Below are 18,113 nucleotides of genomic sequence, written 5' to 3' on the forward strand. Positions count from 1 at the left end.
ATCCCGGGCGGTCCGGTACCGGAGGGCGCCGCCTCCGGACCTTGGGCGGTCGACGACGCCGGGAACCGCCCCCAGACCCTGGGCGGTTCCCGGCGTCGTATCCATGTTCAGCGGGCCGCCTTCGCGTAACGGCGGGCCAGGACGGCGAAGGCCTCCTGGAGTTCGGGAGGCCCGACGACCTCGATGTCGGCGTCGAACCGGCCGATACTCGCCGCGAGTCCGGCCCACGACCACGATCCCAGCGTCAGGCGGCACCGATCCGGCCCGAGTTCTTCCACGACACCGTCGCGGACGTAGTGGGACACCGTGTCCGCGGGAAGGTCGAGGATGACCTCCCCGCGGCACGGCCATTCGCCGGACTCGGACGCACCACGGAAGCGGCTCGCGACGAAGGTGGCGACATCGGGGGCCGGCAGTTCACGGGGCGTGAACCGTGGGCCGGCCGGGGTGCGCGGGGAGATCCGGTCGGCCCGGAAGGTGCGCCAGTCCGCGCGATCGATGTCCCAGGCGACGAGATACCAGCGGCCGTGCCAGGTGACGAGGTGGTGCGGTTCCGCCCGGCGCGGCGCGTCCGCGTAGTCGAACCGCAGGATCTCGCGGGCGTGCACGGCCGCGCCGAGCGCGAGCAGGACGTCGCCGTCGACGCGGGGTTCCGACCGGCTCGCGGGGGATTCGACGGCGGTGACCCGCAGGGTGTCGATCCGGCGCCGCAGCCGGGACGGCATCACCTGCCGGACGGTGTGCAGCGCGCGCATCGCCGCTTCCTCGATCCCCGCGCCACTGGTGGTGGCGATCTGGAGCGCGACGGCCAGTGCGACCGCCTGGTCGTCGTCGAACAACAGCGGCGGCAGTTCGGACCCGGCGTCGAGCCGGTACCCGCCGTCGGGTCCCTTGATGGTCGCGATGGGGTAGCCGAGCTCGCGCAGCCTGTCGACGTCGCGCCGTACGGTGCGCGGGCTGATGTCCAGTCGCTCGGCCAGCAGCGCTCCCGGCCAGTCGCGGCGGGCCTGCAGCAACGACAGCATCGACAGCAGGCGCGCGGAGGTCTTCGGCATGTTTTCCATGATGCCCCGAGTAGCGGCCACAACCTGTCCTCTACCCCTGAGAGAGTCGTCGTGTGCCAGAAAACGACAACCCGGAGGGCCCGATGACCGCCACCATCCTCGACGCCGAGCGCGCCGACCTGCTCGAAGCCCTCGACACCGTCCGCGCCGCACTGACCACCACCGTCCAGGGGCTCACGGACGAGCAACTCGACGCGCATCCGACGGTCAGCGAACTGAGCCTCGGCGGCCTGATCAAACACGTCGCCTCGATCGAGGAGCTGTGGCTGCGCTTCGCGGTCGAAGGCCCGTCCGCGATGACCTACGACCTGCCGGAAGGCGTCACCTGGGCCGACCTCGGCGCCGGGACCGCCCGCGAGTTCCCGCAGTGGGCGATCGACCACCAGAACAACTTCAGGATGCTGCCCGGCGACACGCTCGCGGGGATCCTCGCGCGCTACGAACAGGTGGCCGCGCGGACGAAGGAGATCGTCTCGTCGATTCCGGACCTTTCCGCGACGCACCCGCTGCCGGAGGCGCCCTGGAACCCGCCGGGCGCGGTGCGGAGCGTGCGCCGCGTGCTGACGCACGTCATCGCCGAGACCGCGCAGCACGCCGGCCACGCCGACATCCTGCGGGAGAGCATCGACGGCCAGAAGTCGACCTGACCGTTCGTGCGATCGTGTCGCGAAAGCCACTTTCGGGACATCACACGTCCCGAAAGTGGCTTTCGCGACACCCCGCGCCTTCGCTGCAGCCCGGAGGCAGGGCGCTTGCGCTACCCGCCCACCGACGTTGCGAAAGCCACTTTCGCATCGTTGAGGGTTGCGAAAGTGGCTTTCGCAACCTGCCGCCTTCGCCGCCCAGCCCCAAGGTGACCGCCCACCGCGCACGAGGGGGCATAGCTCGCTCACAGCTTCCTGCCGTAGGGTCCCCGCCCGTCGGCGACCGGTGATCTTGGTGGTGGTTGTGTGCGGGAGACGGAACGGCGGTTTCGCCCGGAAATCCAGGGACTACGGGCACTCGCGTGCGTTCTGGTGGTCGTCTATCACGTGTGGCTCGGCCGGATCTCCGGCGGCGTCGACGCGTTCTTCCTGATCTCCGGGTTCCTCGTCACCGGCCAGCTCTACCGCGCCGCGGTGCGCGGGAGGATCGAGTACCGGCCGATGTGGGGCCGGATGATCAAGCGGCTGTTCCCTGCCGCGCTCACCGTGCTGCTGCTGGTCGTCGCGGCGAGCATGGTGCTGCTGCCGCAGAACCGCTGGTTCCAGACGATCAAGGAGGTCGTCGCCTCCGCGCTGTACCTGGAGAACTGGCAGCTGGCGGCGGATTCCACCGACTACTTCGCGCAGCACGACTCGGCCAGTGTGGTCCAGCATTTCTGGTCGCTGTCGATCCAGGGGCAGTTCTACGTGGTCTGGCCGTTGCTGGTCGGCCTGGTGCTGCTGGTCGCCAGGCGAGCACGCCGCAACGTCCGGCCGATGCTCCTCGGCGTACTCGGCACGGTGTTCGCGGCCTCGCTGGCGTACTCGGTGTGGTTGACCGCGGTCGATCAGCCGCTGGCGTACTTCGATTCGCTGACGCGGGTGTGGGAGTTCGCGCTCGGCGGCTTGCTCGCGCTGGTGCTCGACCGGGTTTCGGTGCCCCGGCCGGCGCGGGTCGTGTTCGGCTGGGCCGGGGTCGCCGGGCTCGTTTCCTGCGGCCTGGTGCTCCAGGTCGGCACGGTCTTTCCCGGGTACCTCGCGCTCTGGCCGACCCTTTCCGCCGCGCTGGTGATCCTCGCGGGCGACACCGCGTTCACCGGCGGCGCGGATCGTTTCCTGTCCAGCCGCCCGCTGAAGTACCTGGGCGACCTGAGCTACGCGCTCTACCTCTGGCACTGGCCGGTCCTGGTGTTCTACCTCGTCGCCCGTGACCGTGAGGAGGTGGGCCTGCGCGGCGGCGCGGTGATCATCGCGCTGGCCTTCGTCCTCGCCGTGCTCACCCACCACCTGGTCGAAAAACCGGTCCGCGTGTCCGCGATCGGGACCGTGACCCGTTGGGGCGCTTACCGATTCGGCGTCGTGACGCTCGCGGCCGTGCTCGCCGCGGCCGGCGCCTGGCAGTGGGTGAGCGTGAGCCAGGCGGACAGCTACTCGATCGCGGTCGACGATCCCGACCATCCCGGCGCGCTGGCGCACACCGAAGGATTCACCTACTGGGGTGCCTCCGACGCCGCGCTCGTCCCGTCGTTCGTCGCGGTGTCCGAAGACTGGGCGGGGATCGATCCCGCCCGCTGCGGCACTTCGCCGCGCAACGCCGATCTCGAGGTCTGCACCTCGCAGACCTCCGGACATCCCACTCGCCGGATCGTCGTCACCGGCGACTCCCACGCCGGGCAGTTCCTCGGCGCCCTCCTCCCGATCGCCGAAAAGAAGAACTGGGAGGTCACGTCGATCCTCCGCGGCGGCTGCCCGTTCTCCACCGACTCGGACACGGTGCCGGGGGACCAGTCCTGCATCGACTGGAACACCGCTGTGGTGGACGAGATCGTCACCACCCGCCCCGACGCGGTGATGACGATCGGCACCAGGGACGTGAAGATCGGCGTCGAGGAACGGGTTCCCGCCGGCTACGTCGCGCAGTGGCGCAAGGTCGACGAGGCGGGCATCCCGGTGCTGGCGGTGCGGGACAACCCGCGCTTCGGCCAGTCGCCGTCGGCGTGTGTCGAGAGCCGTGGCGTGAACGCGCCCGAGTGCGCCACGCCGCGCTACGACCTCTATGCGGCGGAGCCGCCGTACGAGGCCTTGCCGGATCTGCCGCCGAACGTGCGGTTCGTCGACTTCAGCGACTACTTCTGCACGGCCGACGTCTGCCCGCCGGTGATCGGCAACGTGCTCGTCTACCTCGACGACAACCACGTCAGCGGTACCTACATGTCGACGATGTCGGCCATCGCGGAGAAGGCGATCACCGAGGCGCTCGGCTGGGCGGACGATCACGCGGAGGAACCGCCGGCGGGCGGGTGATCCAGACAACAAATCGCCGGTGAATTGCGCGATACTGCACTGATTCGACAGTCGGTCAATACTTTGTGCAACGATCAGCCCTTATCGGTGCACCGAAACGGCGGATATCGTCGTCGGCATGAAGGTCGCCGTCCATCAGGGCTCGTACGCCGAGCTGCCGTCCGCCGTCGCGGCGTCGGGCGCCGATCTCGTGATCGCCGCCGAGATGATCACCACCGGCTACCACATCGGCGCCCGTTCCCACGAGCTCGCCGAACCGGGCGACGGTCCGACAGCGGCCCGGATATCCGCGCTGGCAAGGGAAACCGGTGCCGCACTGGCTTACGGGTACCCCGAGTCCGCCGACGGCCGCGTGTACAACAGCGTCCAGCTGATCGGCCCCGGCGGACAGCGTCTGGCGAACTACCGCAAGACACATCTGTTCGGAGACATCGACCGTGACTGGTTCGAACCGGGCACCGAGGCGGTCGTGCAGGCCGAGCTCGACGGTCTCCGGATCGGCTTGCTGATCTGCTACGACGTCGAGTTCCCCGAACTGGTGCGCGCGCACGCGCTGGCGGGGACCGAACTGCTCGTGGTGCCGACCGCGCTGATGAGCCCGTACGAACTGGTCGCCGACACGCTGGTGCCCGCCCGCGCCTACGAGAGCCAGCTGTTCGTCGCCTACGCGAATCGTTGCGACACCGAACGGGAACTGACCTACTGCGGCCGCTCCTGCGTCGTCGCCCCGACCGGCGAAGTGCTCGCCCGCGCCGGCGCCGGTCCGGAGCTGATCAGCGCCGAAGTCACCCGTGACGCGCTCGCCGCGTCGCGTCTGGAGAACACCCACCTGGCCGATCGACGGCCCGATCTGTACCGAGGACTTTCCGCATGACCTCCGCCCTCCCGACCGCGGTCCACCACGACGAACCGGCCGGCCGCCCGATCACCATGTTCGGCCCCGACTTCCCGTTCGCCTACGACGATTTCCTCGCCCACCCCGCCGGGCTCGGCTCGCTCCCCGCAGAACGCCACGGCACCGAGGTGGCGGTGATCGGCGGCGGCCTCTCCGGCATCGTCACCGCGTACGAGCTGATGAAACTCGGCCTGCGCCCGGTCGTGTACGAGATCGCCGAGATCGGCGGCCGCCTGCGCACGGTGAACTTCCCCGGCTGCCCGGACGACGTCGTCGCGGAGATGGGCGCGATGCGCTTCCCGCCGTCGTCGACCGCGCTCTTCCACTACATCGACAAGGTCGGCCTCCAGACGACACCGTTCCCGAACCCGCTCGCGGAGGGAACGCCGAGCACCGTCGTCGACCTCAAGGGGGAGAGCCACTACGCGCGCACGGCGGACGAACTTCCCGCCGTCTTCGGCAAGGTCGCGGCCGCCTGGGACAGCACGCTGTCCGAGCAGGCCGCGTTCGCCGAGATGCAGAAGGCGATCCGCGAACGCGACGTGAAGACGATCAAGCGGCTGTGGAACGAACTCGTGCCGCGCCTGGACAACCAGACGTTCTACGGCTTCCTCTGCGACTCTCCCGCGTTCGCCTCGTTCCGCGACCGCGAGATCTTCGGACAGGTCGGCTTCGGGACCGGCGGCTGGGACACCGACTTCCCGAACTCGATCCTGGAGATCCTGCGGGTGGTCTACACCGGCGCCGACGACGAGCACCGCAACATCGTCGGCGGCAGCAGGCAGCTTCCGTTGCGGTTGTGGGACCACGCGCCCGAGGACATCGCTTTCTGGCCCGCGGGAACGAGTTTGAGCTCGCTCCACGGCGGAAGCCCGAACCCCGGCGTCGCCAGGCTGCACCGCACCGCGCCGAACAACATCACGGTGACCGACACCGAGGGCCGCATCCGCACCTATCCGGCGGCGGTGTTCACCGCGCAGAGCTGGATGCTGCTGTCGAAGATCGCCTGCGACGAGGCGCTGTTCCCGATCGACCACTGGACGGCGATCGAGCGCACGCACTACATGGAGTCCTCGAAGGTCTTCGTCCCGGTCGACCGGCCGTTCTGGCTGGACAAGGACCCGGAGACCGGCCGCGACACGATGAGCATGACACTGACCGACCGCATGCCGCGCGGCACGTACCTGCTCGGCGACGATCCGGACGCGCCCGCGGTGATCTGCCTGTCCTACACCTGGGCCGACGATTCGCTGAAGTGGCTGCCGCTCTCGGTGTCCGAGCGGGTCGAGGTGATGTTGCAGTCGCTGAAGGAGATCTACCCGGGCGTCGACGTCCGGCGGCACATCATCGGTGACCCGGTGACCGTGTCCTGGGAGGCCGAACCGCATTTCATGGGCGCGTTCAAGGCCAACCTGCCCGGCCACTACCGCTACCAGCACCGGCTGTTCACCCACTTCAAGCAGGACCGGCTGGAGGAGCGCCACCGCGGTCTCTTTCTGGCGGGCGACGACGTCTCGTGGACGGCGGGCTGGGCCGAAGGCGCCGTCCAGACCGCGCTCAACGCGGTGTGGGGCGTCCTGCACCACTTCGGTGGCCAGACGGACCCGGCGAACCCCGGACCGGGTGACGTCTACGACGAGATCGCGCCCGTCGAACTGCCCGACTGAGCGCGGCGGTCCACCAACCACGCCATGCCCGCCGCGATGAGGGCGCCGATGGTGTTCATCAGCCAGTCGCTGGTGTCGCAGGCGCGGCCGATGGCGGGGACGAACGCCTGCAACGCCTCGATCGCGGCGGACAGGGCCGAACCCGCGGCGAGCATCGTCACCGGCCGGCGGGACGCCAGCGCGGCGAAGTACACCGGGGGCAGGAACAGCGCGATGTTGGCCAGGAGTTCCACCGAGCCGAGCGTGGGCAAGAAGAACTGGGCCGTGCAGACGACCTCGTCGATCGTGTGCGCGGTCGGCACCAAGGTCAGGGCGAAGACCGGGAGCAGGGACACCGCGGCGAGTGCCCACAGGATCCGCCGCCTGCCCGCGAACAGGCGGCCCAGGCCGGCGCAGACGAGCGCGACCAGCAGGATCGCCACCGGCACGAGGGCGGAGTGGTCGAGCAGGAAGTTCGTGATCATGGCGGGCCGATCCTACGAGCCGGTGAACCCGACCTCCGCCGACGGCACCACGCGCACCCGTCCGCCGGGGTGGATCGCCGTGCTCAGAAGCAGGTTGTGCCGGGCGATGACCTGTTCGGCCGTCAGGCCGGTGGTGGGGTCTCCGTCGGCGGAAGGCGCGTGGCCGTCGGCGACCAGCACCACGTCCAGCCCGTGGCTCTGCGCGGCCCGGGCGGTCGCGTCGACGCAGTAGTCGGTGGCCAGCCCGGTCAGCACCACGGTGTCGACGCCCCGGTCGGCCAGGAGCCCGGCCAGTCCGGTGCGGTAGAAGGAGTCGGTCGCCGTCTTGTCGACCACCACGTCGATCGGTTCGAGACCGAGCAGCGCACTGACCCGGGTGCCCGGCGACGCGGGATCGAAGTCCGTGCCGGGGGCGCCGATCTGCCGCAGCGCGATCACCGGAACGCCGTTCTCGCGGGCTTGCCGGGCGAGCCCGGCGATCCGGGTCGCCAGTTCCTCGCCGCGCCAGACCAGGGGAACGAGCATTTCCTGCATGTCGACGATCAGCAGCGCGGCCCTCATACGCGGCAGCCTAGGGCAGCGCGGCGGGCGACTCGGCCTCCGGGATGAGCAGCCGCGGCGTTCCGGCGCCGTCGGCGGGAACGGCCCAGACGTCGGAGTGTCCTTGCGTGCGGGGGAGGGCGTAGCCGACGGTGCGGCCGTCGAGCCAGGCGGGCTGGTCGTCGACGCTCCGGGTCTCGGCCAGCGCGGTCACCGTGCCGCTCGCGAGGTCGAGTACCGAGATCCGCCAGCCCTTCGCGGGATCGCCGTCGATGGCGGCCTTGTAGGCGACGCGGGTCTCGTCGGGGGAGAGGGACGGGCACTCGACGTTGTCCCGCAGCGTCTGCACGGTCCGGGCCGCCGAGTCGCCTTCGACGAGGTACCGGTGGGAACCGGTCGACATGGTGGCGTAGAACCGGTTCGGCTGCCGGGTGAAGGTGACGCCCCAGAAGTTGACGTCGGCCGCCTTGTACGGCTTGCCGTCCACGGTCACGGCGAAGTCCTCGAGCGTGCCCTCGACGTCGCCGGTGGCGAGATCGAGGGTGCCGGCGCGGGTGGAGAACCGGCCGCCGTTGTAGGAGTCGCCGGTGACGAACACCGTCCAAGCCAGCCGCTTCCCGTCCGCCGAGACCCGCGCCCGGTTGGGCACCCCGACCAGCGGGATCTCCTGCGTCACCGCGAGACGGCGGTCGAGTACGGCCAGCTGATAGGTGGTCAGCCCGGCTTCCGGCCGCAGGCAGATCCCGGTGCCGCCGGCCGCGTGGACCCGGCTGCACGACAGGGTCGACACCGCACGCGTCCCGCCGGGGTCGGCCGCGCTGACACTGGACACGTGCCCGCGGTCGGCGTCGGCGGTGCTGCGGAACAGCAACCGCGGGCCTTCGAGGGTGACGGCGTCGCTGGTGCCCGCGGACGCGGTGCCCTGGTTGCGCGCGCCCGCCGCCCCGACGTAGATCACGGCGGCCGCGGCCAGGGTGAGTGTTCCGGCGAGGGCGATCAGGACGCGGGTGCGGGTATTCACGGTCGTGCCTTCCTGCGGGGATCCGAAGAACGAAGACGGCCCGCGGGCGCGTCCACAGTGGACACGCCCGCGGAGTTCACCCGGTCACTGCCACACGCTGGTGATCGGCGGCTTGTTCGCCGCGTTGGCGATGCCCGGCAGGCCGAACGCCGCCTCGATCGTGCGGAGGATCGAGTAATGGTTGATCGCTTCGCCGTAGCTGCCCGGCTTCACCTGGGCACCGACGAACGTGGTGAAGATCTGGTTCACGGATGTCCCGCTGTCCTCGTCGAAATTGACGATCAGCAGGCTGTTGTGCGTCTTGGCCCACTGCGCGTAGGCGTCGAGGTTCTTCTTCAGCCATTTGTCACCGGTGTCGACGGAACAGTCGTGCATGTCGCTGCACAGGTCCGGGGTCACGAAAGCGACGTGCGGCAGCTTGGTGAAGTCGGTCGGGAACGACGAGAACCTTTTGTTCGCCGACGACGGGACATTGCCGAAGCTGACCCAGCTGTTGTGCTTACGGGCGTATTTTCCCTTCGTGCAGCCGGTGTAGCCGTCCGAAGGCATGCTCTCCGCGTAGCCGACGAACTTCTTGCCGATCCCCGCCAGCTGGGAAGCGATGTTCTCCTTGTTCCCGAGATCCTGGCATTTGTTGCTGTCGACCCCGTGCGTCGAGCCCGCGAACTGGGCGATGTAGTTCGGCTGGCTCGGGTGCGTTGTCCCGTACGCCTTCGTGAACTTGGCCCCCTGCGAGGCGAGCTGGTTGAAGTACGGTGCCTTCGAGCTGCCGCTGATCTCCTTGTAGTCCTTGTTTTCGAACATCACGAGGACGATGTGGTCGAACGCGGGCACGCCCGCCGTGGCCGGTTCCACCGCGGCGGCGGGACTGTCCTGATGGGACACCACCAGCGCCGTGGCCAGACCGGTCGCGGCCACGGCCGCGACCGCGATCCGTTTCCAGAACATGAGACCTCCTGGGAAAAGGTTGAAACTTTGACGACCGACCGTCGGGTTCAGCGGCGCTCCGCAGGTGTCGACAGAGTCGAGACATCGGATGTCTCAGGTGCATTTAAACGGCAAGGGGGTCCGTGGCCCATCAAGATCGCCTGACTGGAGCAATCGAAAGGCGTGGAACGCCCCAAAACCGGCATTACTTGGCAGGAAATCAGGTAAACCGGCTGTGCGAACCGATCAACTTATGGCTACCAGTTGATTCAGCCGGTTGACAGTGGTGGTGCCATTGCACCGGCTTCATGGTGTACCCATCCGACCATTGGTTAAGCTGGTCGGTGTGAAGCCCTTTTCGCCGAGACCGGCCGGATACACGATCGAAGAACTCTCCACGATCGTCGGCATGTCGGCGCGCAATATCCGGGCCCACCAGACCAGGGGCCTGCTCGCCCCGCCGGTGCGGCACGGCAGGTCCGCCTACTACGGCCCGGCCCACCTGCGGCGTCTGCGGCGGATCACGATGCTGCAGAAACAGGGCTTCAACCTGGTGTCCATCGCCGCGATGCTCGGAACGACCACAGTGGACGGCGCCGAGCGGCTGGACGCGGCGATGGCCGACATCGCCCGTGACCAGCCCGCCGTCGTCCGCTGCCTGGAGCGGCACGGCGTGCTCGGACGGGACGACACGGGAGCGCCGTCCGTCGTGCGCCCGTCGGTTTCGCGCGCGGTGGCGGAACTCGCCGGAGCCGGGGTGCCGCCCGCCGCCGTCCTGCGGTTCCTCGGGCAGTTCATGGACCGGGTCGCGCCGCTGGCGGGCGAGCAACTGGCCGCGCTCAAAGCCCAGACCGGTGGTGTGTCGGGCGCTCTCTCGGCCTGTTTCGCCGAGCTCCTGGTAAGCGCTTTCAGAACGACCGTGGAGAACGCGGCCGAAGTCACTTTCGCAGACGGGGAGCCAGGTCGGCGGTGACACCGTGCAGCGCGGGTCTCGCGTGATTGGAGACGCAACTCGCGTGATTGGAGGCGTAACTCGTGAGATACGCGTTCAATCACGCGAGTTACGCGCCCGACGGTCAGACCGGTTCCGAGGAGACGACCGAGGACAGCCCGCGCAGCCGCTCCAGCAGCGGCTCGACCTCGTCGGCGTCGATCAGGACGGCGCAGGTCATGGTGCTTTCGCGGACTCCGTCGCGGACGTCGACGGACAGGTCGTGGACCAGGCAGCCGAGCGCCTCGACCAGGCCGGGGATCTGCTCGACGCCGCCGACGAAGTAGGTCGCGATCCGGCGGCGGACCAGCATGGACGAACGAGGTGCGGGGATCTGGAACGAAACTGTGGACATCGTGGACTCCAAAGGCGGGAAACGTGCAGGCCATGGAGGGCCAGGTCCCGGGAGATGCCCCGTATCGAGGGGTCGCCGGAATGCGCGCCGGCGACCTGGTTCAGCCGGCGCGCTTGACTACGAGTCGGGTAAAGCGGAGTCGAGTCCAGCGGCGCACGGCGACAGGCTAGCACGTCACGAGAGCCGCAGCCGGGCCCCTTGTTCGCGGACGTGCGCGGCGGAGCCGCAGTCGAGGTCCAGCTGCCGCTGCCGTTCGGCCACGAACGCCCGGCCGAGGCCGGTGCGGTCCGAAGTGGACAGTGTGCGCCGGAGGTCGTTCAGCAACCCGCGTTCCTCCGCGCGGATATGGGCGTCCACCGAATTCTCCAGCGCCACCAAGGCCTTCTCGGGGTCGGCGGCTTCCAGTACGGCCAGCAGTTCGTCCGCGAGCCCGCTCTCCGTCGCATCGGGACGGACGATGCGTTCGGTCGCGGTCGCATGGGCGACCAGTGCCGCCGAGAGTTCCGCGATCAGTGCCGGACGGTCGGCCTCGTCGTTGCGGAGGTCACGGAACAACTGTTCGATCCGGCGGTGATCGGCCAGGACGACCTCGACCAGGTCGGAGCCCGGGGGAGCGGCCGTCGGACCCGGGCGCATCCAGCCGAACGTCAGTTCCACGGCCTGGCGCCAGTGCGAGTATTCGCTGTCGCGGCGGGCCGGGTCCATCGTCGGCAGCCACTGTCCGGCGCGGTGCCAGTTCCGCCGCAGACCCTCCAGATCCGGCCAGTACCCGACCGACAATCCGGCCGCGTACGCCGCGCCCAGGGAAACCGTCTCGGCGACCATCGGACGCACCACCGGCACGTCGAGGACGTCGGCGACGAACTGCATCAGCAGGTTGTCGGCGGTCATCCCGCCGTCCACCTTGAGCGTCGACAGCGCGAGCCCCGAATCGGCGTTCATCGCGTCGACGACCTCACGGGTCTGCCAGCCCGTCGCCTCCAGCACGGCCCTGGCCAGGTGTCCCTTGGTGATGTACGAGGTCAGCCCGGCGATCACACCACGCGCCTCGCTGTGCCAGTGCGGCGCGAACAGACCTGAGAAGGCGGGCACGATGTAGCAGCCGCCGTTGTCCTCGACCGTCCGCGCGAGCGTCTCGATCTCGGGCGCGCTGCCGATCAGTTCGAGCCCGTCGCGGAACCACTGCACCAGCGATCCGGTGACGGCGATCGACCCTTCGAGGGCGTACACGGCGGGCTCGTCGCCGATCTTGAACCCGACGGTGGTCAGCATGCCGTGGGTCGAAAGCACGGGCGTCGGACCGGTGTTGAGCAGCAGGAAGCTGCCCGTGCCGTACGTGCACTTCGCCTCGCCGGGCGCGAAGCAGGTCTGGCCGAACAACGCCGCCTGCTGGTCGCCGAGCGCCGCCGCGATCCGGATCCCCGGGACCACCCGTGACGTCGTCCCGTACACCTCGGTCGACGGCCGGATCCGCGGCAGCATCGCGCGCGGGACGTCGAAGAACTCCAGCAGTTCGTCGTCCCACGACAGCGTCCGCAGGTTCATCAACATGGTGCGCGAGGCGTTGGTGACGTCGGTGACGTGCACGCCGCCGTCGGGCCCGCCGGTCAGGTTCCAGATCAGCCAGCTCTCGACCGTTCCGAACAGCACGTCGCCACGTTCGGCGCGTTCCCGCAGGCCAGGGGACCTTTCCAGCATCCACCGGATCCGCGGTGCGGAGAAGTACGTGGCCAGCGGCAGCCCGCACAGGCGTCGTACGCGGTCCGCGCCCGGCTCGCGGGCGAGTTGTTCGAGCATCGCGTCGGTGCGGGTGTCCTGCCAGACGATCGCGCGGCCGACGGGGTTGCCGGTGTGCCGGTCCCACAGCACCGTCGTCTCGCGCTGGTTCGCGATGCCGAGGCCGGCCACCTGCGCCGGTTCGACGCCGGCGTCGGCCAGCGCCTGCGGCACGATCCGGCCGACGTTGCGCCAGATCTCCGTCGCGTCGTGCTCGACCCAGCCTGGCCGGGGGAAGTGCTGCTGGTGTTCGCGCTGCGCGACCGACACCAGCCTGCCGCGCGCGTCGAACAGGATGCACCGCGTCGAGGTGGTGCCCTGGTCGATCGACATCACGTAGCGCTGGACCACGCGAGCACCTCCATCACCATCGGGACGCGCCGAGATCGCGGGAGACCGCCCGTGCCGCGTCGCGCACGTGGCCGAGCAGCCGCGGGATCGGGCTGCCGTCGGCTTCACAGATCCGTTCCGTCGCGCCGGACACCCCGATCGCGCCGACCACGATGCCGCCGTGGCCGCGGATCGGCGCCGCGATCCCGGCCTCGCCGGTGATCATCTCGCCGTTCTCGCTCGCCCAGCCCGCTTCGCGCACCTTGCCGCAGGCGCGTTTGATCGCGGTCTGGGTGACCAGGGTCCGGCGGGTGTAGGCCTCCGGCTCGCCGGTGCGCAACGATGCCACGAGACCGGTGTCGTAGGCCAGAAGTACTTTTCCGAGCGCCGTCGCGTGCAACGGCAGGAGCGTGCCGACGTCGAGGGTCTGCAGGCTGTCGTCGGGGCGGAAAACGTGGTGTACCACCAGAACCCGGCCTTCCAGCGGCGCGCCGATCCGGACGGCCTCGCCGCTGCGCGCGGCCAGGGCGTCGGCCCAGTTGATCGCGCGGGACCGGAGTTCGTTGACGTCGAGGTAGCTCGTGCCGAGGTGCAGGAGCGCCGCGCCCAGTTGGTATTTCCCGGTGTCGCGGTCTTGTTCGACAAAGCCGACCCCTTGCAGGGTGCGCAGGATCCCGTGCGCCGTTCCCTTGGCGAGCTCGAGGGAATCGGCGATCTCGCCGACCCCGAGACGGCCGGAACCGCGCGCCAGCAACCGCAGGATCGCGGCGGCGCGCTCGATGGACTGGATCGGACCGGGCACGGCACAACCGTAGCCCGACCGGCCCTGATTCGACAATGTCGAACATCGTCTTCGGGCGTTCGACAATGCCGACCGGTGTCCGTTGACCCCGGGTTTCCGCGAACTTAACTTCGGCCTCAACAGGGCAACGGTGTCCTTTGTGGAGGAAGCAATGGTGCGAAACCTCAAAGCTCGCGGACTGGCGGGCGAACTGGCGGCGGAGTTCGTCGGGACGATGATCCTCATCCTGTTCGGCTGCGGGGTGGTGGCTCAAGTCGTCGCCGCGGGCATCGGGGACCACGACAGCATCGCGTGGGCGTGGGGTATCGGTGTCACGCTCGGTATCTACGTGGCTTCACGGATCAGCGGCGCGCATCTGAACCCCGCTGTCACCGTGGCGCTCGCGGTGTTCAAGGGCTTCTCGTGGCGCAAGGTCGCCCCGTACGCCCTGGCGCAGACCGCCGGCGCGTTCCTGGGCGCGCTGCTGGTGCGCTGGAACTACACCGAGGTGCTCAACGCCGCCGACCCCGGCCTGACGATCAAGACCCAGGGTGTCTTCTCCACCCTTCCGGGTAACGGAACCCTGCCGGTGGGTGACTGGGGCGCGTTCCGCGACCAGATCATCGGGACCGCGATCCTGGCACTGGTGATCTTCGCCATCACCGACCTCCGCAACACCGCGCCCGCCGCGAACCTCGCCCCGGTCGTCGTCGGCTTCCTCGTGGTCGCGATCGGCATGGCCTGGGGCACCAACGCCGGCTACGCGATCAACCCGGCCCGCGACTTCGGCCCGCGACTGATGTCCTGGCTCACCGGGTACGACACCGCGTTCACCGATCAATACGGCTATCCGTACTGGTGGATCCCCATCGTCGCGCCGATCGTCGGCGCGGTCATCGGCGGTGCGATCTACAAGTTCTTCATCGAGCGTTACCTGCCCGCCGACCCGGCACCGGAAGCCTTGCCCGCCAAGGACATCGAGCGCGTTTCCTGAAGGAGAGACACCATGCCTGACTACATCGGCGCCGTCGACCAGGGCACCACCAGCACGCGCTTCATGATCTTCGACCACGGCGGTAACGAGATCGCCCGCCACCAGCTCGAACACGAGCAGATCCTGCCGAAGCCGGGCTGGGTCGAGCACGACGCGACCGAGATCTGGGAGCGGACCCGCTCGGTCATCGCCACCGCGCTCAACAAGGCGAAGCTGACCGCCGCCGACCTCGCGTCGCTCGGCATCACCAACCAGCGTGAGACCACCGTGGTGTGGAACCGCCGGACCGGGCGCCCGTACTGCAACGCCATCGTGTGGCAGGACACCCGCACCGACCGGATCGCCTCGGCGCTCGAACGCGAGGGCAAGGGCGACGTCATCCGCCGCAAGGCCGGACTGCCGCCCGCCACCTACTTCTCCGGCGGCAAGCTGCAGTGGATCCTGGAGAACGTCGACGGCGTCCGCGAAGACGCCGAAAAGGGCGACGCGCTCTTCGGCACCACCGATTCCTGGCTCATCTGGAACCTCACCGGCGGGCCCGACGGCGGCGTGCACGTGACCGACCCGACCAACGCGTCGCGCACCATGCTCATGGACCTGGAAACGCTGGAGTGGGACGACGAACTGCTGTCGTTCTTCGACATCCCCAAGCAGATGCTGCCGTCGATCGCGCCGTCTTCGAACAACGGCCGCTTCGGCGTCACCCGCGCGGACGGCCCGCTCGGCGGCGAGGTCGCCATCACCGGCGTGCTCGGCGACCAGCAGGCGGCGACCGTCGGCCAGGTCTGCTTCCGCCCCGGCGAGGCCAAGAACACCTACGGCACCGGCAACTTCCTGCTGCTCAACACCGGGCACGAGGTCGTGCGGTCGAAGCACGGCCTGCTCACGACGCTGGCCTACCAGTTCGGCGACGAGAAGCCGGTGTACGCGCTGGAGGGCTCGATCGCCGTCACGGGTTCCGCTGTGCAGTGGCTGCGCGACCAGCTGGGCATCATCAGCGGCGCGTCCCAGAGCGAGAGCCTCGCCCGCCAGGTCGAGGACAACGGCGGTGTCTACTTCGTCCCCGCGTTCTCCGGGCTTTTCGCGCCGTACTGGCGATCCGACGCGCGCGGGGCGATCGTCGGCCTCACCAGGGCCACCACCAACGCGCATCTGGCGCGGGCGACCCTCGAAGCGATCTGCTACCAGACCCGCGACGTCGTCGAGGCCATGCAGAACGACTCGGGCGTCACGCTCGACGTGGTGCGTGTGGACGGTGGCGTGACCGCGAACGAACTCTGCATGCAGCTGCAGGCGGACATCCTCGGTGTGCCGGTGTCGAAGCCGGTCGTCGCGGAGACCACCGCCCTCGGTGCCGCCTACGCGGCCGGGCTCGCCGTCGGGTTCTGGAAGAGCACCGACGAGCTGGAACAGAACTGGAACGAGGACAAGCGCTGGGAGCCGTCGTGGACGGAAGAACAGCGCGCCGAGGGCTACGCGGGCTGGCAGAAGGCCGTCGGCCGCACGCTCGACTGGGTCGAGGTCGAGTGAGCCCGATGAACAGGAGGAACAGAGTGACACCCGTACCGCTTTCCCCGGTCTACCGTGCCGAGACGCTGCGCAAGCTCGCTCGCGAGGAGATCGACGTGCTCGTCGTCGGCGGGGGAGTGACCGGTGCCGGCGTCGCGCTCGACGCGGCGTCGCGCGGGCTCTCCGTCGCGCTCGTCGAGGCCCGTGACTTCGCCGCGGGCACGTCCAGCCGGTCGTCCAAGCTGATCCACGGCGGGCTGCGTTACCTGGAGAACCTGGACTTCAAACTGGTCCGTGAGGCGCTGAAGGAACGGAGCCTGCTGCTGCAGACGCTGGCGCCGCATCTGGTCCGGCCGGTGAAGTTCCTCGTGCCGCTCAAGCACCGTGTCTGGGAACGCGGCTACATCGGCGCGGGTGTCACGCTCTACGACACCCTCGGCGGAGCGCGGGCCTTGCCGCGGCACCGGCACCTGTCCAAACGCGGCGCGGGCAAGGTCGCTCCCGGCCTCGCGGACGACGCCCTGATCGGCGCCATCCAGTACTACGACGCGCAGGTCGACGACGCGCGCCACACGATGACGATCGCGCGGACCGCGGCGGAACAAGGTGCCTCCGTGCTCACCCGCGCCCGCGTGACGTCGTTGATCCGTGACGGCGAACGCGTCGTCGGCGCCAAGGTCGTCGACCGCGAGAGCGGCGCGGAGATCGAGGTCCGGGCGAAGACGGTCGTCGCGGCCACCGGTGTGTGGAGCGACGACATGGCGGAAGCGGCGGGCATCCCCGCGCCGTTCACCGTGCGCGCGTCGAAGGGCATCCACCTGGTGGTGCCGCGCGAGAAGATCGACCTCGACACCGGGCTGATCCTGCGCACCGAGAAGAGCGTGCTGTTCGTCATCCCGTGGGGACGGCACTGGATCGTCGGCACCACCGACACCGAATGGGACCTCGACCGCGAACACCCGGCGGCCAGCCAGGCGGACGTCGACTACGTGCTCGACCACCTCAACGCGGTCCTGCGCACGCCGCTCACCGCCGACGACATCGAAGGCGTGTACGCGGGGCTTCGGCCGCTGCTGGCCGCGAAGGCGACGTCGACGACGAAGCTCTCGCGGGAGCACGCCGTGGCGCATCCGGTGCAGGGTCTGGTGATCGTGGCCGGCGGCAAGTACACGACGTACCGCGTGATGGCCGCGGACGCCGTCGACGTAGCGGTGGAGGACCTCGGCCGTCCCGCGCCGTCGTCGTGGACCGAGCGGCTGCCGATCGTCGGCGCGACGGGCTACCACGAGATGTGGGGTGCGCGGCACTCGCTCGTGCAGCGCACGGGGCTGCCGATCGCCCGCATCGAGCACCTGCTCCAGCGCTACGGCACGGCGATCGAGGACATCCTGGAGTCGATCTCGGAATGTCCCGAACTGGGCGAAGCGATCCCGGGGACGGCGGAGTACCTGAAGGCGGAGGTCGTCTACGCGGTCTCGCACGAGGGCGCGCTGCACCTGGAGGACGTCCTGACGCGGCGCACCCGCATCTCCATCGAGGAGCGGGACCGCGGGGTGACGGCGGCGCCGGTGGTGGCGGAGCTGATGGCGCCGCTGCTGGGCTGGGACTCGCACAAGCGGGAGCGCGAGGTCGCCAACTACCTCGCGCGGGTCGAGGCGGAGCGCTCCGCCCAGGCCCAGCCGGACGACGAAGCGGCCAACGCCAGCCGTCTCGCGGCTCCGGCGCTGCTGCCCAGCTGACGTGGGCTGAAGGGGCCCTTCACCGCGTGCGACGCGGCGAAGGGCCCTTTCGTCGCGTCGCATGCGGGCATGG

16 protein-coding genes are annotated in these 18,113 nt (G+C 69.4%); 8 read left to right on the top strand and 8 right to left on the bottom strand.

The window, feature by feature from the left end; genetic code table 11:
• Positions 1–107 precede the first annotated feature (107 nt).
• Positions 108–1,055, bottom strand: coding sequence for a YafY family protein (locus DMH01_RS35365; RefSeq protein ID WP_125682646.1), 948 nt, complete (start codon positions 1,053–1,055; stop codon positions 108–110).
• 92 nt (positions 1,056–1,147) lie between these two features.
• Between DMH01_RS35365 and DMH01_RS35370 the strand changes: the two genes are divergently transcribed.
• The 4 genes from DMH01_RS35370 (at position 1,148) to DMH01_RS35385 (ending at position 6,613) form a co-directional block, all read left to right on the top strand.
• Positions 1,148–1,711, top strand: a complete 564-nt coding sequence (locus DMH01_RS35370) for a DinB family protein (RefSeq protein WP_125682647.1) — start codon at positions 1,148–1,150, stop codon at positions 1,709–1,711.
• 303 nt (positions 1,712–2,014) lie between these two features.
• Positions 2,015–4,051, top strand: a complete 2,037-nt coding sequence (locus DMH01_RS35375) for an acyltransferase family protein (RefSeq protein ID WP_125682649.1) — start codon at positions 2,015–2,017, stop codon at positions 4,049–4,051.
• A gap of 118 nt (positions 4,052–4,169) precedes the next feature.
• Positions 4,170–4,925 (top strand): carbon-nitrogen hydrolase family protein, encoded by a 756-nt coding sequence (locus DMH01_RS35380; protein ID WP_125682651.1) that lies wholly within the window; start codon positions 4,170–4,172, stop codon positions 4,923–4,925.
• On the top strand, positions 4,922–6,613 hold the full coding sequence (locus DMH01_RS35385; protein WP_125682653.1) for an NAD(P)/FAD-dependent oxidoreductase: 1,692 nt from the start codon (positions 4,922–4,924) through the stop codon (positions 6,611–6,613). The genes DMH01_RS35380 and DMH01_RS35385 overlap by 4 nt, the downstream gene beginning before the upstream one ends.
• Here DMH01_RS35385 and DMH01_RS35390 read toward each other — a convergent pair.
• The 4 genes from DMH01_RS35390 to DMH01_RS35405 all read right to left on the bottom strand — a co-directional run bounded on the left by DMH01_RS35390 (position 6,577) and on the right by DMH01_RS35405 (position 9,586).
• Positions 6,577–7,077 (bottom strand): VanZ family protein, encoded by a 501-nt coding sequence (locus DMH01_RS35390; RefSeq protein ID WP_125682655.1) that lies wholly within the window; start codon positions 7,075–7,077, stop codon positions 6,577–6,579. The two genes, DMH01_RS35385 and DMH01_RS35390, sit on opposite strands and share 37 nt — an antisense overlap.
• Before the next feature lie 12 nt (positions 7,078–7,089).
• Positions 7,090–7,638: an isochorismatase family cysteine hydrolase gene (locus DMH01_RS35395; RefSeq protein ID WP_125682657.1), complete on the bottom strand. Its 549-nt coding sequence runs from the start codon at positions 7,636–7,638 to the stop codon at positions 7,090–7,092.
• 10 nt (positions 7,639–7,648) lie between these two features.
• On the bottom strand, positions 7,649–8,638 hold the full coding sequence (locus tag DMH01_RS35400) for a hypothetical protein (RefSeq protein WP_125682659.1): 990 nt from the start codon (positions 8,636–8,638) through the stop codon (positions 7,649–7,651).
• Positions 8,639–8,722: 84 nt separating this feature from the next.
• Positions 8,723–9,586, bottom strand: coding sequence for an alkaline phosphatase family protein (locus DMH01_RS35405; protein WP_125682661.1), 864 nt, complete (start codon positions 9,584–9,586; stop codon positions 8,723–8,725).
• 325 nt (positions 9,587–9,911) lie between these two features.
• Between DMH01_RS35405 and DMH01_RS35410 the strand changes: the two genes are divergently transcribed.
• Positions 9,912–10,538 carry a MerR family transcriptional regulator gene (locus DMH01_RS35410; RefSeq protein WP_125682663.1) on the top strand — a complete coding sequence of 209 codons (627 nt, stop codon included), beginning with the start codon at positions 9,912–9,914 and terminating at the stop codon, positions 10,536–10,538.
• A 103-nt stretch (positions 10,539–10,641) separates the two neighbouring features.
• Here DMH01_RS35410 and DMH01_RS35415 read toward each other — a convergent pair whose 3' ends face one another.
• The 3 genes from DMH01_RS35415 to DMH01_RS35425 form a co-directional block, all read right to left on the bottom strand.
• Positions 10,642–10,911, bottom strand: a complete 270-nt coding sequence (locus DMH01_RS35415) for a hypothetical protein (protein WP_125682665.1) — start codon at positions 10,909–10,911, stop codon at positions 10,642–10,644.
• A 174-nt stretch (positions 10,912–11,085) separates the two neighbouring features.
• Positions 11,086–13,038 carry a glycerol kinase GlpK gene (gene glpK, locus DMH01_RS35420; RefSeq protein ID WP_125682667.1) on the bottom strand — a complete coding sequence of 651 codons (1,953 nt, stop codon included), beginning with the start codon at positions 13,036–13,038 and terminating at the stop codon, positions 11,086–11,088.
• A gap of 13 nt (positions 13,039–13,051) precedes the next feature.
• The gene (locus tag DMH01_RS35425) at positions 13,052–13,819 is read right to left on the bottom strand and encodes an IclR family transcriptional regulator (RefSeq protein WP_007033228.1); all 768 of its coding nucleotides are present in this window, start codon (positions 13,817–13,819) and stop codon (positions 13,052–13,054) included.
• 151 nt (positions 13,820–13,970) lie between these two features.
• Between DMH01_RS35425 and DMH01_RS35430 the strand changes: the two genes are divergently transcribed.
• From DMH01_RS35430 to glpD, 3 genes are read left to right on the top strand one after another with little or no spacing between them, the layout of a single operon-like run.
• On the top strand, positions 13,971–14,792 hold the full coding sequence (locus DMH01_RS35430; RefSeq protein ID WP_125682669.1) for an MIP/aquaporin family protein: 822 nt from the start codon (positions 13,971–13,973) through the stop codon (positions 14,790–14,792).
• A gap of 12 nt (positions 14,793–14,804) precedes the next feature.
• Positions 14,805–16,322, top strand: coding sequence for a glycerol kinase GlpK (gene glpK / locus DMH01_RS35435; RefSeq protein WP_125682670.1), 1,518 nt, complete (start codon positions 14,805–14,807; stop codon positions 16,320–16,322).
• 5 nt (positions 16,323–16,327) lie between these two features.
• Positions 16,328–18,040, top strand: a complete 1,713-nt coding sequence (glpD, locus tag DMH01_RS35440) for a glycerol-3-phosphate dehydrogenase (RefSeq protein WP_125682672.1) — start codon at positions 16,328–16,330, stop codon at positions 18,038–18,040.
• Positions 18,041–18,113: the final 73 nt, after the last annotated feature.

Source organism: Amycolatopsis sp. WAC 04182, assembly GCF_003947465.1.
Lineage (GTDB): Bacteria > Actinomycetota > Actinomycetes > Mycobacteriales > Pseudonocardiaceae > Amycolatopsis.

What these genes read in the sequence shown, in the direction of transcription:
- glpK (WP_125682670.1), top strand. Translation starts at nt 14,805, where the DNA reads ATGCCTGACTACATCGGCGCCGTCGACCAGGGCACCACCAGCACGCGC.
- DMH01_RS35390 (WP_125682655.1), bottom strand. Translation starts at nt 7,077, where the DNA reads ATGATCACGAACTTCCTGCTCGACCACTCCGCCCTCGTGCCGGTGGCG.
- DMH01_RS35395 (WP_125682657.1), bottom strand. Translation starts at nt 7,638, where the DNA reads ATGAGGGCCGCGCTGCTGATCGTCGACATGCAGGAAATGCTCGTTCCC.
- DMH01_RS35380 (WP_125682651.1), top strand. Translation starts at nt 4,170, where the DNA reads ATGAAGGTCGCCGTCCATCAGGGCTCGTACGCCGAGCTGCCGTCCGCC.
- DMH01_RS35365 (WP_125682646.1), bottom strand. Translation starts at nt 1,055, where the DNA reads ATGCCGAAGACCTCCGCGCGCCTGCTGTCGATGCTGTCGTTGCTGCAG.
- DMH01_RS35385 (WP_125682653.1), top strand. Translation starts at nt 4,922, where the DNA reads ATGACCTCCGCCCTCCCGACCGCGGTCCACCACGACGAACCGGCCGGC.
- DMH01_RS35430 (WP_125682669.1), top strand. Translation starts at nt 13,971, where the DNA reads ATGGTGCGAAACCTCAAAGCTCGCGGACTGGCGGGCGAACTGGCGGCG.
- DMH01_RS35370 (WP_125682647.1), top strand. Translation starts at nt 1,148, where the DNA reads ATGACCGCCACCATCCTCGACGCCGAGCGCGCCGACCTGCTCGAAGCC.
- DMH01_RS35405 (WP_125682661.1), bottom strand. Translation starts at nt 9,586, where the DNA reads ATGTTCTGGAAACGGATCGCGGTCGCGGCCGTGGCCGCGACCGGTCTG.
- glpD (WP_125682672.1), top strand. Translation starts at nt 16,328, where the DNA reads ATGAACAGGAGGAACAGAGTGACACCCGTACCGCTTTCCCCGGTCTAC.
- DMH01_RS35415 (WP_125682665.1), bottom strand. Translation starts at nt 10,911, where the DNA reads ATGTCCACAGTTTCGTTCCAGATCCCCGCACCTCGTTCGTCCATGCTG.